Below are 15,104 nucleotides of genomic sequence, written 5' to 3' on the forward strand. Positions count from 1 at the left end.
GGCCTGGCACTGGGCATGCACGCAGCAATTGCACAGACGGCTGACCAGCCAATCCAACGTGTGGAAATCACCGGCTCCTCGATCAAGCGGGTAGACGCTGAAACCGCACTGCCAGTCCAGGTGCTGACCAAAGCTGAGATCACTCGCACCGGTGCCACCAGCACCCAGGAACTGCTGAACAGTGTGTCGGCCCTGTCGACCTCCGGCGGCACTGCGAACTCGACCGGTGCCGGCAGCTCCACTTACGGCCTGTCGACCATCTCGCTGCGCGGCCTGGGTGAAGACCGCACCCTGGTGCTGGTCAACGGCCGCCGCCTGGCTGCCTTCGCTGGCGGCGGCGGTGCAGCCGTCAACGTCAACGTCATCCCGCTGGCAGCGATCGAACGTGTCGAAGTGCTGAAGGACGGTGCATCCGGCGTGTACGGCTCCGACGCGGTGGCAGGCGTGGTGAACTTCATCCTGAGCAAGAACTTCGAAGGCCTGGAACTCAGCGCCGGCTATGGCACCCCGACCCGCGATGGTGGCGGCCAGAACAATAAATTCTCGCTGACCGCCGGTTTCGGCAATATGGAAGAATCCGGCTATTCCGCTGTGATCTCCATGTCGGCTGAGCGTGAGCGTGCCCTGTTCGGTTCCGAGCGTGGCTTCTCCCGCCTGGGCGTACGTGAGCCGTACTTCGTGAACGGTGCGACCGGCCACGGCAATATCGAAGGCGGCATCGATCCGACCAAGACCTATCCTGACGAGCGTATTCCAGGCTTCGGCACCAGCCCAGGCACCGGCTACGGCAACCCGCTGGCCGCGTCCGGCAAATGCGCCGACATCAATATGTTCCGCAACCCGACCGACACGACCAAGGGCGCGCCATATTGCACCTTTGACAGTGCCTCCTTCGTCGGCCTGATTCCGAAGCGCGAACTGCATAACCTGACCGGTAACTTCGGCTTCAAGATCAACGAAAACCACCAGCTGTTCGCCGACATGCTGTACTCGGAAAGCAGTGTGACCCAGCGCTTCCAGGGCAGCCCGCTGCGCCGCTCCTTCCTGGAATCCGACGCTGAGTTCCAGAAGCAAGGTGTCGAGCCGGCACTGCTGCTGTATCCAAGCAACCCTGTCTACCAGTCCATCGCCGTACCTTACCTGAACAGCCTGGGTGGTGCCGCAGCTGCGCTGATCGGTTCGCCTCTGGCTATCACCAGCCGCGTGTTTGACTTCGGTCCACGTACCAGCCTGGACAAGGCACGCCAGTCGCGCATGGTGATTGGCGCCAAGGGCACCGTAGCGGGCCAGGATTACGAAGTGGCCGTGACCCAGAACGAGTCCAAGCTGCACGGTTCCGTACCGGACGGCTACTTCTCGCAAGTCGCTTACGCCAAGATCATCAACGATCCGGCCAATAACTGGAACCCATGGGCACCGGGCGCAGTCCAGACCGGCGCGCTGGCTGACAAGCTGCAGCAAGCCAAGTACACCGGCGACACCCTGAACGCCGTGTCCAAGTCGACCCTGTTTGATGCCAAGATCAATGGTGAACTGCCGACCTTCGCCGGCATCACCGGCCAATACGCTGTGGGCGGCCAGTACCGCGACGAAAAGTACAAGACCACGCCAAGCGCAGCCCTGGAAAGCGGTGACATCGCTGGCCTGGGCGGCGGCGTGCCGCCAGTCGATCGCGAGCGCAAGATCAAGTCGCTGTTCGGTGAAGTCAACTTCCCTCTGGTGAAGTCCCTGGAAGTTGGTGCAGCCGTCCGTTACGACGACTACAACGACGTCGGCAACAGCACCAACTACAAGGCGAACTTGCGTTGGCAACCAGCCAAGGCCGTACTGGTCCGCGCTTCGGTCGGTTCCGGCTTCCGCGCTCCGACCCTGACTGACCTGTGGACCCCGCAGTCCCTGGGCACTTCGGCAGCCTTCGACGATCCGGCGACCGGCCAGACCGACCTGCAGGTCAACGCCCTGAGCGGTGGTAACCCGAACCTGAAACCGGAAGAATCCCGCCAGCAGTCCGTGGGCCTGGTGCTGTCGCCGGTCAACAACCTGACTATCGGCCTGGACTGGTTCCATGTGAAGGTCACCAACATCTTGTCCACGCCATCGGCACAAGAAGTGGTATCCGGTTTCCGTAAAGGCGACCCGACCTACGCCAACCTGGTCACGCTGGCCGGCAACGACGTCGACCGCATCATCACCACCTTGGCCAACAACGGCAATGCCGACGTAAAAGGTATTGACGTGTTCGCCCAGTACCGCCAGAACACTTCCATTGGCCGTTTCGACGTGGCAATGAACGGTACTTACATGGACAAGTACGACCAGACCAGCCCAGGCGGCGTGCTGTCGCAGAAGGTAGGCACCCTGGTTGACAGCGTTGGCAACCCAGTGCTGGATGCGGACAGCGGCGGTATCGTGCTGAAATGGAAGCATGCCCTGTCGGCCACCTGGAGCCAGGGTCCATGGGCTGTCACCGTGACCCAGAACTTCACCAAGCGCTACGAAGCCGGCCACGACCTCAACGACAACCGTACCTTCATTCCTTCCTACGCTCTGTACGACCTGAACGTGAACTGGAAGGCCTGGAAGACGCTGGTACTCAACGCTGGCGTGCGTAACCTGTTCAACAAGGATCCGTCGATCTTCGTGCCTGTGTCCAACCAGTTCCAGAACGGTTACGACATTTCCCAGTACGACCCACGCGCACGCGTTGTGTACGTATCGGCTAACTACACCTTCAAGTAATCCCTCGGAGCTTGAAATAAAAAACCCGCCGAAAGGCGGGTTTTTTTATGGGCGGCAAGCTCGCTTAGTCGCCCTTCAGGCGGCGCTGGCGCACGGCCGCAGCCAGGTTCTCCAGCACCTGCACGCTGGTATCCCAATCGATACAGCCGTCGGTGATCGACTGGCCATACGTCAGCTCCTTGCCCGGCACCAGGTCCTGGCGGCCGGCCACCAGGTGCGATTCCACCATCACGCCAACGATGCGGGTATCGCCGCCGGCCACCTGCTGCGCGATATCGGCGCACACCGGCACCTGGTTCTCAGGCTTCTTCGACGAATTGGCGTGCGAAGCGTCGATCATCAGGCGCGCCGCCAGCCCATGGCCGGAGATCGCCTTGCAGGCTTCTTCCACACTGGCCGCGTCGTAGTTCGGGGTCTTGCCGCCGCGCAGGATGATGTGGCAATCCTCGTTGCCGTTGGTCGATACGATGGCCGAGTGGCCGCCCTTGGTGACCGACAGGAAGTGGTGCGGCTGCGAAGCGGCCTTGATCGCTTCCACCGCGATCTTGGTATTGCCGTCGGTGCCGTTCTTGAAGCCCACCGGGCAGGACAGGCCGGACGCCAGTTCGCGGTGCACCTGCGATTCGGTGGTGCGGGCACCGATGGCACCCCAGGAAATGAGGTCGGCAATATACTGCGGGCTGATCACGTCCAGGAACTCGGTGCCGGCAGGCAGGCCCATCTCATTGATCGCGCGCAGCAGGTCGCGCGCCATGCGCAGGCCGTCGTTGATGCGGAAGCTGTTGTCCATGTACGGATCGTTGATCATGCCCTTCCAGCCCACGGTGGTGCGCGGCTTTTCGAAGTACACGCGCATGACGATTTCCAGGTCACCCTGCAGGCGCTCGCGCAGCGGCGCCAGGCGCTGCGCATATTCCAGGGCCGCCTTGGGATCGTGGATCGAGCACGGGCCAACCACTACCATCAAGCGGTCATCCTGGCCGTGCAGGATGCGGTGCAGCGCGACGCGCGCTTCGGAAGCTGTGTTGGATGCCGCTTCCGTGCAGGGAAATTCGCGGATCAGGTGCGACGGTGGCGTCAGCTCCTTCATTTCACGAATGCGCAGGTCGTCGGTACGTTGCATATGGTTTCTCCTGGATCTAAATAAAAAAAAACCGCCATGGCTGGCGGTTTGTCTTGGTATCTGCTGGGATCTCGTTTTTGCTGCTACGTGAACCGGCCGCTACTCCACCGCCTTTGGGTTGGAATTGCTAAAGTAAAAAAAGCCGATAAAGAAGTGCAGTTGCATGGATCGAGTTCCGTGGATTTCGATTCACTATAACAACAGTTAGCGGCTATTGCAAGCGAGGCTTGCGGGTCTTGCGGCGCCATCGCGCGGCCAGCAAACCCAGCACGCCGATGCCCAGCAGTCCCGCGCTACCGGGCTCAGGCAAGTCGACCGGTCGGGTGCCGCCCAGGGCGCTGATGTAGACCGTCGTATCCAGCCGGTCGTCGCCCCGGTCGCCGATGATGAAGCTCAGGGTATGACTGCGGTCGGTGCTCAGGCCGCTCAAGGAAAAAGTCTGGGCTGGCGTGCAGCGGTCTGCTGTGCCCGGGCACAGGATGCCATTGAGTTCGGTCCCGCCAACCGGCTGCACCGTGGGATGGTCGATGTTGAGGGGCAAACCGCCAACAAAGGCAATGTTGACGCCATCGATCAACAAGCCAAAGCCGTCCACGAACTTGCCGACGAAGTCCGGATATTCTTCGGAGCCGAACACGGCCTGGAAGAACACGCTACCCGTGCTGGTCGTGAACTGGATATCGAGTTGGGTGACATCGAAATAATTGTCGTTGCCGCCGATCCGGGACAGGATGGCGTGCTGGGCTGGCGTGCCCAGGATCCCGTACTGGGTGGTCTTCCCCTCGCTGTTGTCGGGGCCATCGCCATAATCGCGCACATCGCCGGTCGACAGCATGATGCCGCTGCCGATTCCGTAGGTGCCGCTGGCGTTGGAAAAGGTGCCGCTGGACGTCGCGTGCCCGCTCAACGTCGCGCCGTTCACCGTGATGCCGGACGCACCGGCCGCGGCTGCACCGGCGAGGCCCATGGCGGCGGTCGTGACGCTGGCCACGATAGCGTGCGCGGCATTGGTGAAGAGCAAGCAGCTTGCCGACAAAGCCAGTCCAGCCAAATACTTCATGAACATCTCCTTCTGTGTATCAACTCAGCGGCTATAGCAATACTCATGCCAATTTAATAACATATTGTTTTTATTAAAGTTATCAAATCGAGCTAACAGCCTTTGTATGAATTTCCGACAGAAACTTGCATAAATGAAGTAGATGCGCAGGCGCAACAGTGAACGTTTCGTCATGGTAGTTTTTGACGTTGCTTATCAAATATCAAATAGAATTTACTCAACCTTTGCAAGTGCCTAACATCCGCACTTCCATCGGCCCTGGCATACCATCTATTTGAGGAGAAGCACGTTGGCTACAATCAAGGCTAAAGCGATGATCTATTCCCTGTTGTCGGCATTCGGCGCGTTGGCGGTTTTGCCCGCCATGGCGCAGCAACAGGCTCCCGAAGAAAAAATGATCCGGGTCGAAGTGACCGGCTCTTCCATCAAACGGCTGGTATCGGAAACGTCGCAGCCGCTCTCCGTTTTCAAGGCCGAGGAATTTACCAAGCAAGGCCTGACCACCGCCCAGGAAGTGCTGGACCGCATCCCGTCCAACCAGACCAGCATGGGCGCCGGCAACGTGGTGGGCGGTAACGCCAGCGGCCTGCCCACCGGCGGCCAGGCGGTGGCCGACCTGCGCGGTCTGGGCGGCGACAAGACCCTGGTGCTGCTGAATGGCCGCCGCATCGCCAACCATCCGTACGACGGTGCCAGTGTCGACTTGAACGTGATCCCGGTCGCGGCCCTGGAGCGGGTCGAAGTGCTACGCGACGGTGCTTCCGCCATTTACGGTACCGATGCCATCGGCGGGGTGATCAACTTCATTACCAAGCGTTCCGTCAGCGGCACCACCGTCACGGCGGAAACCATGCTGCCGCGCGAGTCGGGCGGCAAGGAGCGCCGCGCCAATATCGTCAGCGGCATCGGCAACCTCGACAACGATGGCTGGAACCTGATGGGCGTGCTGGACTGGCAGAAGCAGGAAGTGCTGACGTCCCAGCAGCGCGACTTTTCCAAGACGGCCGTGATCCCCGAGCGCGGCATGACAGTGTCGGACGGCACCTCCGGCACCACCTTCCCCGGCAACTACTTCGACCCGGTCACCGAAGCGACCGGCAACCCCGGCTTCGCCAGCGGCTGCCTGCCCCCACTCTCGATCCCGCGCCCGTCGAACGGCACCTGCCGCCAGGACTACACGCGCCAGATCGACGACCTGCCGCAACAGGACCGCCTGGTGTTCTTCGGCAAGGCCGCCTTCAAGCTGAACCCGGATACCACGGCCAGCCTGGAATACCTGCACTCGCGCAACAAGGTCGTGTCGCGCACCGCACCGCCGCCGCAAATCAACCTGTCCCTGCCCAACACCAGCCCCTACTATCCCGGCAATGCGGGCGGCGTGCCGGCCCAGCCTAACTTGTCGGGCCAGCCGCTGTCGGTCAACTGGCGTCCGGTCGAAGCGGGCCAGCGCCGCATCAATTCCAAGGGCGAAGGCGACCGCCTGGTCGCGGCACTGGAAGGCATCGCGGCAGGCTGGGACTACAAGGCCGGCCTGAACCATTCGGTCAGCAAGTCCGAAGAAGTGTTCACCGGCGGCTATGTGCAGGATGCGGGCTTCGCTGCCGGCGTGCGCGACGGCATCCTGAATCCCTTCGGCCTGCAGAATGAAGCGGGCCGCGCCTACCTGGCCGGCGTCGCGCTGCGCGGCAAGGTGCAGGATGCCAAGAACAAGGCCACCACTTTCGACATCAAGGGTTCGCGCGACGTGATGCAGCTGGCCGGCGGCGCCATGGCCGTGGCGCTGGGCGCCGAATACCGCAAGGAAGATGCCGACTTCAATGTGAACCGCGATATCGCCAGCCAGGCCACCAGTTCCGGCCTGTCCGGTTCGCAATCGAAGACCGGCTCACGCAATGTGAAGGCGGTGTTCGGCGAATTGAGCGTGCCGCTGATCAAGGACCTCGACATCCAGGCCGCCGTGCGCTACGACCATTACAGCGATGCGGGCAGCACCACCAACCCGAAACTGGGCCTGCGCTACCAGCCAACCCAGCAGCTGGTGCTGCGCGGTTCGGCCAGCACCGGCTTCCGCGCCCCGACCCTGTTCGAGAAAAACGCGCCGCGCTCGCGCAACGACACCAGCAACACCTACGACGATCCGATCCTGTGCCCGGGCGGCGTGCCGCAGCCGGGCGCCAACCCGCTGCGCGATTGCGACCTGCAGCAATTCAAGCTGCAAGGCGGCAATCCGGCGCTGACGCCGGAAAAATCGAAGACTTTCTCCTTCGGCGCGGTGTTCGAGCCGGTGCGCAATACCACCATCGCACTGGACTACTGGAACATCCGCCTGAAGGACAAGATCGGCGCACTGCCTGAACAAGCGATCTACGGCAACTACGAGAAATACAAGGACCGCTTCCTGCGCAACCCGGACGGTTCGCCGAACGCCGTCCTGGACCTGAACGAGAACCTGGGTCGCGTGAAGACCGACGGTATCGACCTGAGCGCAACGGTCGGCTCGGGCCGCACCGAGTACGGCAGCTTCACCTTCACCCTGGACGGCACCTGGGTCCACAGCTACAAGTACCAGAACGAGCGTGACGGTGCCTTCCTGCAGAACGTCGGCACCTACGGCGACAGCGGCCCGATCATGCGCTGGCGCCACAACGCCTCGCTGACCTGGCGCAACGGCGACTGGAGCGCGACGCTGTCGCAAAACTTCAAGTCCGGCTACGTCGACCAGAACTTCGTGGAGCCAGAGTTCTTCAACAAGGTGGATGCCTACCAGTTGTGGAACCTGTCGGCCACCTACACCGGCTGGAAGGGCGTGACGCTGACAGGCGGGGTGAAGAACCTGCTGGACAAGGACCCGCCGTTCACCAACCAGGGGACCGTGTTCCAGAAAGGGTATGACCCGCGCTATTCGGACCCGATCGGCCGCGCAGTCTACCTGCGTGCCAGCTACTCCTTCTAAGCGCGCAGGCCAAAAGAAAACCGGGCCCAGGCCCGGTTTTTTTCATTCGCCCTTGATCAGGCTCGCCACTTTGGTGGTGATGATATCCACCGCCGGCCCGTTGGCGCCATGCGGCAGGATCACGTGCGCGTGGCGCTTGGTCGGTTCGATGAACTGCTTGTACATCGGCCGCACGGTTTCCATATACTGGTTGATCACGCTTTCCGTACTGCGCCCGCGCTCCGCGATATCGCGCTGCAGGCGGCGGATGAAGCGCACGTCGGCCGCGGTGTCGACGAAGATCTTCAGCGACATCTGCTTGCGCAGGTCGGCGTCATACAGCGCGAACAGGCCTTCGATCACGATCACGGGCGCCGGCTTGACGGTGATGGTCTGGGTGGTGCGGTTATCGATGGAAAAATCGTATACCGGCATCTCGATCGCCTCGCCTTCGCGCAGCCGGCGCACATGCTCCACCATCAGCGGCCAGTCGAAGGCTTCCGGATGGTCGTAATTGACCTTGCGCCGGTCTTCCGGCGACATATGGGTCTGGTCCAGGTAGTAGTCGTCCTGCAGGACAACGGACACCACCTCGGCGCCGAATGACTTCAGTACTTCGCGCGTGACCGTCGATTTGCCGCTGCCGCTGCCGCCTGCGACGCCAATCACGAAGGGTTTATTGTTCGAATTGTTCATGTGATTTCCGTCCCAGGCAAAAAAAACCGGGTATTTTACCCGGTCTTGGTACTGCAGCAGCGTTTAGGCGGTACCGCCGACTGTCACGCCATCCAGGCGCAGCGTCGGTTGGCCGACGCCGACCGGCACGCTCTGCCCTTCCTTGCCGCATACCCCGACGCCCGGGTCCAGCTTCATGTCGTTGCCGATCATGGTGATGCGGTTCATCACGTCAGGGCCGTTGCCGATCAGGGTAGCGCCCTTGACCGGGTAGCTCACCTTGCCGTTCTCGATCATGTACGCCTCGGAAGCCGAGAACACGAACTTGCCGTTGGTGATGTCGACCTGGCCGCCGCCGAAGTTGACCGCGTAGATGCCGTTCTTCACCGACGCCAGGATCTCCTCCGGATCCTTGTCGCCGCCCAGCATATAGGTGTTGGTCATGCGCGGCATCGGCAGGTGGGCGAACGATTCGCGGCGCGCGTTGCCGGTGACGTTCATCTTCATCAGGCGCGCGTTCATGGTGTCCTGGATATAGCCTTTCAGCACGCCGTCTTCGATCAGGGTGGTGCACTGGGTCGGGTTGCCCTCGTCGTCGATGTTCAGCGAGCCGCGGCGGTTGGCCAGCGTGCCGTCGTCGACCACGGTGACGCCCTTGGCCGCCACGCGTTCGCCGATGCGGCCGGAGAAAGTCGACGAGCCCTTGCGGTTGAAGTCGCCTTCCAGGCCATGGCCGATCGCTTCGTGCAGCAGGATGCCCGGCCAGCCGGGGCCCAGCACCACGGTCATCGGACCGGCCGGCGCCGGGCGCGCATCCAGGTTCACCAGGGCCGATTTGACGGCGTCGGTGGCGTACTGGTCCAGCAGCGCATCGGAGAAATAACCGTAGTCGTAACGGCCGCCACCGCCGGACGAGCCGACCTCGCGGCGGCCATCCTGTTCCACGATCACGGTCACCGACACGCGCACCAGCGGACGGATGTCGGCGGCCAGCACGCCATCGCTGCGCACCACCAGCACCACGTCGTATTCGCCGGCCAGGCCGGCCATCACCTGCACCACGCGCGGGTCCTTGGCGCGCGCCATCTTCTCAACGCGCTCCAGCAGCTTGACCTTGGACGCCGCGTCAAGCGACACCAGCGGGTCGTGCGGCATGTACAGCGAACGGCCGCCGACCGGCGTCATCTTGCCGGCCACCTTGATCTTGCCGGCGCCCGCGCGCGCGATGGTGCGCGTGGCAGCGGCAGCGTCCAGCAACGCCGCTTCGGAAATCTCGTCGGAGTAGGAGAAGGCGGTCTTGTCGCCCGACACGGCGCGCACGCCGACGCCCTGGTCGATCGAGAACGAACCGGTCTTGACGATGCCCTCTTCCAGGCTCCAGCCCTCGTTCTTGGTGAACTGGAAGTACAGGTCGGCGTAGTCGACCTTATGGGTGAACATGCTGCCCAGTGCTTTCAGCAGCTTGCCTTCGTCCAGGCCGAATGGGGTCAGCAGGATATCTTTCGCTGCGGCCATGGCGGACAGGTTGGGGTCGAATGGTTTCATATTAGAAAAATTCTTTTAAATGGGCTCTGAGCCGGATTTTAGAGGATTCGGTGCTTCAGCGCTGGCAAGCTTTCGCGCACGCCGTGCACGAAGGCCGGGTCCAGTTCGCCGGTAACGACGCCCTCGCCTTCCGCCAGCACCGCCTTGACCTCGCCCCACGGGTCGATCAGCATCGAATGGCCCCAGGTGCGGCGGCCGTTGAGGTGGCTGCCGCCCTGCGCCGCGGCCAGCACATAGCACTGGTTTTCGATGGCGCGCGCGCGCAACAGGATTTCCCAGTGCGCCTTGCCGGTGGTGTAGGTGAAGGCGGCCGGCACCACGATCAGGTCGAGCGGGCCCATGGCACGGTACAGCTCGGGGAAGCGCAGGTCGTAGCAGACCGACATGCCGACCTTGCCCACCGCGGTCTCGACCGTACCGACCGTCTTGCCCGGCACGATGGTGCGCGCCTCGTCGTAGGATTCGCTGCCCTTGGTGAAGCCGAACAGGTGGATCTTGTCGTAACGGCCAACATGCTTGCCCTGCGGATCATAGACCAGCGTGGTATTGATGACACGCTGAGGGTCGTCGGATGCCAGCGGCAGCGTGCCGCCCAGCAGCCAGATGCCGTGTTCGCGCGCCATCGCCGCCATGAAGTCCTGGATCGGGCCCTGGCCCAGCGCTTCCGCCTTCGACACCTTGTCGCTATCGCTCATGCCCATGATGGCCCAGTATTCGGGCAGCAGCACCAGCTTGGCGCCCTGCGCGGCAGCTTCCCCGATCAGGCGGCTGGCGCTGGCGATATTCTGTTCCACGACGGGGGTGGACACCATCTGGATCGCTGAGACTTTGGTCATGGCGCTGGCTCCTTTGGGTTCTCGATCTTGGTAATGACGGGGGCCTTCCACGGCCCGGTCACCTGCATCTGGTAGGTCAGCGCCTTCATCACCGGCGCGCTGAGGAATAACTGCGCCAGGTAGCTGCCGAGGCCAATCACCGGGTTGACGGCCAGCGCATACACCAGCGGCGCCGTGCCCAGGTTGACCTGCGGGATCACCACCACGCGCAGGTTGGTCGATTCGTTGGCAATGTCGGCGGTGCCGTCCATCAGCACCGTGGCCTGCACGCCGTGCATCTTCAGGTTGTCGGTCTTTACGATGCCCTGGTTGATGGTGGCGTTGGCGGTGATGCCGTCAAACTGCAAGCCTTCCGAGAACACGTCGGTAAATTCCAGCTTGAGCAGGCGCGGCAAGGCTTGCAGGCTCAGCACGCCGAGCAGCTTGGCGGCGCCCGGGTCCTGCTTCAGGAACTGGCCCTTTTCCACGTTCAGCGCCAGCGTGCCGGACATGCTCGGCAAGTCCATATGGTAGGGCAAACCCTTCCAGGCGATATCGCCGCTCAGCTTGCCCTTGCCGCTACGCAGCGTGTCCTTGAAACCGAAACGCTCCAGCAGCTTGCCGGCGTCATGGATATCCATATTGAAGTTGAGCGCGGTGTTGTGCTGGCCATCCTTGGTTTGCCAGCGGCCGGTACCGTTCAGCTCGCCGTCGGCATTGCTCAGCGACAGCTTGCTGATGCGCCATTCGCGCGCCGAAGTGATCAGCGCATTATAGGCATGCAGCTCCAGTTGACCCAGCGGGCGGTTGAACCATTCAAAGCGCTGCACTTCAATATCCAGGGCCGGAATGGTGGGTGCGTTGGTCGAGCTTTCCAGCAAGTCCTTGACCGCCGCGGCCTGCGATTCGGGGATGATCAGCGACGACAGCCGCGCCGTCACCTTGCCCACGCCTTTGCCGGTGGCCGATTCGTTCCAGGTGATATAGCCGACCGCCTGCTGCGAATCGATGCTGGCCTGCCACACGCCCTTGCTATGGGTGACGCCAGCCACCACGTTATCGAGCTTGCGTTCGCCTACGATCAGTTCAGCGGCGCGCGCGGCCATGGTTTCCGGCACCACGTACTGCGCAATATCGGCGCCTTCGCCTGCGCCTTGCGCGGCCGCCTTGCCGGACGCGTCATGCTCGTCCTTGCCGGCGATCTCGCTCGCCAGGTCGATCCAGTCGTCGACGTTGAGCGACTTTAGGCTGGCCTGGATCATCATCCCGCTGTCCGGCTCCGGCGCCGGCACATTGACGCCGATGCCGCCGTTGACCAGCTTCCACGGGCCTTTGTTGACGCGCTGGCGATGGTAGCGCGCGGCATACGCGCTGCCCAAGGCGACGCGGATCTCGTCGCGCGCCACGCCCTGCTCATTGGCGCTGCCGCCATTCAGCTGGAAGTGCAGCAGCATGCTGTCGGCAGCAGCCTTCTTCAGCGGCGCCGGGAAGTCGAAGCTGGCGCCCTGCAGGCTCGAATCGATCGCCACTTCGTACTTATGATCCTTGGCGGTGATCAGGCCGGTGAACTTGCTGCCGCCACCGAGATGGTTGGCCAGGCGCTGCACCGCCGCTGTCGGGTATTGCTTGCGCAGGCCATCGACCGTCGCCACGCCGGCCAGGCGCACCTGGATGCCGCCGTCCTTCTGGCTGCCGCCGGTGACCGACAGCGGGCCGCCCAGCAGAGTACCGGCCAGGTTGTTCAGGTTGACGCCTTTTTCATTGAATTCGATCTTGCCGGTGGCGCCGGCGACGGTCGGCATGTCGTGCCACAGCGTCACGTCGTTGCCTTGCAATTGCAGGCTGCCCTGGACCTTGGCATCGATGATGTGCGACAGCGGCAGGTGCAGGCTGAGCGCCAGCCTGGCGTTGCCGCTCGCCGTGGTGTCGTCGGTGAAGTGGCCGATCCACTCCGGCACCGGGCTGGCGCTCACGTACTTGAGGAACTCCTGCATGGCGCCGGCGGCAGTGCCGTCGATGTCGAGCATGCTGTCGTGGCTGCCCAGGTCGGCAATCACCGCCTTCACATTGCTCAGCGCAACGCCCAGGGTGCGCGCGGTATCCGCCTTGATTTCCATGCGCGCGCGATCGAACACGATGCTGCCGCGGATCTTTTCCGCCAACGGCCACACCGGCGTCTTGCCATCCTTGGCGAAATAACCGGGTTCGTAATTCAGGCGTCCGTCCACGATGCGGCCGGCCACGCGGAATTCACCCTTGGCCTTGTCCGGCGCGCCCTCCCTGAACGGGAAATGCGACAGGTCGCCGCGCAAGCGCAGCGAAGTCTCGCGCAGCATGCCGTCTTCCAGCGCGCCCACCAGCCAGCGGCGGGTGTGTTCCGGCGTCTGCTTCGGCAGGTAGCGGCCGATGCGGTTGATGGTGAAATCGTCGATGCTGCCGCTGAAGTCGGCCACGCCCGGGCCCTTGGCGCCGGGACCGCGCGGCAGCGTGTGGCTGCCGGCCAGCTTGAACTTCATGCCATCCTGCACCAGGTCCAGTTGCTCCAGCTTGACCGCCACCTGCCTGGCATCGGCCAGCGACCAGCTGCCATTCAGCTTGAACTGCTCGAATGCCATCGGTTCGTCGTCGAACCAGGCCGGCATCGCCAGCGTGAGGCCGGGCGCGTCGAGCGCCACGCTGCCGCCCTGCTCACCGGCCTCCACATGGCCGCTCAAATTGTCGAAGCCGGGGATGTTCGGCAGCGCCGGCATCGGCAAGGCCTTGGCCGAACGCGGCACGGCCGGGCGTGCCGCCAGCGGCTCCATCCCCAGCGCGTCGAGGTCGGCAGTCAGCTTGTAATCCTTGGCTGCCGACAGCGGGCCGCGCCATCCGGCCACCAGGTTGCGCACGCGGCCGCGCGGCGCGGCCTCCGCCAGCAGGTCGCGCTGCACCTGCGGCAGCGGCAGGCGGGTCGCCAGTTCGGACAGGATCTTCAAGTCCAGCGCGGCGGCCTTCACTTCGGTCCAGGTCGGCTGGTTGGCGGCCGCCACGTGGCGTGCCGACGCGGTGGTCGGCGCCAGTTCGACGCCGTCGCGCGTGCGCAGCGTCACGTCCTGCAGTTGCAGCGTGCGCGTGATGGCGGGCGGCGTGCCGGGCGTGGGCACCAGGGTGGCGGCAATTTCTTCGCCGGCCATCACGCGGCCGCGCAGGGCCGCCACGTCCAGTTGCGGCAGGTCGTTGCCAAGGGTCGCCACCACGTTATCCAGCGCCACGTCGGCCGTCACCGCGGTCGGGCGCGCATTGTCGATGCTCAACCATGCGCGCACGCCGCCGCTGGCCGATTTCACGTCGAGCTTGCCCGGCAGGTAGGGCTTCCAGCCCGCCAGGTCGGCACGCCGCAGTTCGGCGTAGACCTCGCCCTTCCACAGCTTGAGGTCGGACACACGGGCAAACGGCTGGTGGCTGAAATCGGCGCGCACATCGAGCGGCGCTGCCATCGTGGCGGGTGGCGTGGCCTGGAGGGCGAACTGGTGGCGGCGCCACTTGTTCAGCATCAGGGCCGTGACATTTTCAAGCTGCAGCGGCGCGCTGCCGCGCTGCATATCGGTCCAGGTGATGCGGCCTTCGCGCACCACCACTTCGCGTTGCGACAGCAGCCAGTCGGCGCTCTTGCCATCGCCTTTCTTATCCAGGTCGATATAGATGCCGGCGGCGTACAGCTTGCCATCGGCCTCGCGCCGCACGGCGACTTCGGGACGGTGGAATTCCAGCGATTCGAAGCGCAGGCCGCCGGCCGGCACGCTCCACCACGACAGCGTGGCCGACACGCTGGGCAGGTGCAGCGCCTGCTGGCCGCGCGCATCGCGCATCACCACGTCGCCCAATATCAGTTGCGGACGCAGGCCCTTCCAGGAAGCGTAGACGCGGTCGACGACCACCTGGTTGCCAACCGCGCGGCTGGCCAGGCGTTCGATATCGCCTTTGTAATGGTCGATATTCGGCAGGATCACCCAGCGCAGCGCCAGGAACAGGATGGTGAAGGCAAAGTACAGCAGCAACGCCAGCTTGATGGTGAAGCCGAGGAGATGATGGGTGGCGAGGTTCCAGAAACGATAGGCGGCCTGCAGGCGATGCCAGCGCTCTTTGAGCGGGGCCTCGACTGCCTCGATCTGCTCCACCAGGTTGTCCTTCAATACGCTCAAGCCAGGCCTTTATCAATACAGCATTTTACCGCAC

General features: G+C 63.4%; 8 protein-coding genes. 2 read left to right on the forward strand and 6 right to left on the reverse strand.

All coding sequences use genetic code 11. From position 1 onward, the window contains the following. Nucleotides 1-15 precede the first annotated feature (15 nt). Nucleotides 16-2,739, forward strand: coding sequence for a TonB-dependent receptor (locus BM269_RS12200; protein WP_229204620.1), 2,724 nt, complete (start codon nucleotides 16-18; stop codon nucleotides 2,737-2,739). Nucleotides 2,740-2,803: 64 nt separating this feature from the next. Here BM269_RS12200 and aroG read toward each other — a convergent pair whose 3' ends face one another. Together aroG and BM269_RS12210 are read right to left on the reverse strand one after the other, a co-directional pair. Further along, nucleotides 2,804-3,862 (reverse strand): 3-deoxy-7-phosphoheptulonate synthase AroG, encoded by a 1,059-nt coding sequence (aroG, locus tag BM269_RS12205; protein WP_090437298.1) that lies wholly within the window; start codon nucleotides 3,860-3,862, stop codon nucleotides 2,804-2,806. A 211-nt stretch (nucleotides 3,863-4,073) separates the two neighbouring features. Beyond that, nucleotides 4,074-4,922 carry a choice-of-anchor L domain-containing protein gene (locus BM269_RS12210; RefSeq protein WP_090437299.1) on the reverse strand — a complete coding sequence of 283 codons (849 nt, stop codon included), beginning with the start codon at nucleotides 4,920-4,922 and terminating at the stop codon, nucleotides 4,074-4,076. A gap of 289 nt (nucleotides 4,923-5,211) precedes the next feature. Here BM269_RS12210 and BM269_RS12215 point away from each other — a divergent pair, with 289 nt between their 5' ends. After that, nucleotides 5,212-7,875 carry a TonB-dependent receptor gene (locus tag BM269_RS12215; protein WP_304443169.1) on the forward strand — a complete coding sequence of 888 codons (2,664 nt, stop codon included), beginning with the start codon at nucleotides 5,212-5,214 and terminating at the stop codon, nucleotides 7,873-7,875. A gap of 42 nt (nucleotides 7,876-7,917) precedes the next feature. On the opposite strand, the gene udk is transcribed toward BM269_RS12215, so the two are convergent. The 4 genes from udk to BM269_RS12235 form a co-directional block, all read right to left on the reverse strand. Further along, entirely contained in the window at nucleotides 7,918-8,550 is a 633-nt protein-coding gene (udk, locus tag BM269_RS12220) for a uridine kinase (RefSeq protein ID WP_090437301.1), read from the reverse strand. Nucleotides 8,551-8,613: 63 nt separating this feature from the next. Continuing rightward, nucleotides 8,614-10,074, reverse strand: a complete 1,461-nt coding sequence (gene tldD / locus BM269_RS12225) for a metalloprotease TldD (protein WP_090437302.1) — start codon at nucleotides 10,072-10,074, stop codon at nucleotides 8,614-8,616. Between the two features lie 38 nt (nucleotides 10,075-10,112). Beyond that, on the reverse strand, nucleotides 10,113-10,910 hold the full coding sequence (locus BM269_RS12230) for a carbon-nitrogen hydrolase family protein (protein ID WP_090437303.1): 798 nt from the start codon (nucleotides 10,908-10,910) through the stop codon (nucleotides 10,113-10,115). Then, entirely contained in the window at nucleotides 10,907-15,070 is a 4,164-nt protein-coding gene (locus tag BM269_RS12235) for a YhdP family protein (RefSeq protein ID WP_307153108.1), read from the reverse strand. Before BM269_RS12235 ends, BM269_RS12230 begins: the two co-directional genes overlap by 4 nt. Between the last annotated feature and the right edge of the window lie 34 nt (nucleotides 15,071-15,104).

This window comes from Duganella sp. CF458, assembly GCF_900113115.1.
Taxonomy (GTDB): Bacteria; Pseudomonadota; Gammaproteobacteria; order Burkholderiales; family Burkholderiaceae_D; genus Rugamonas.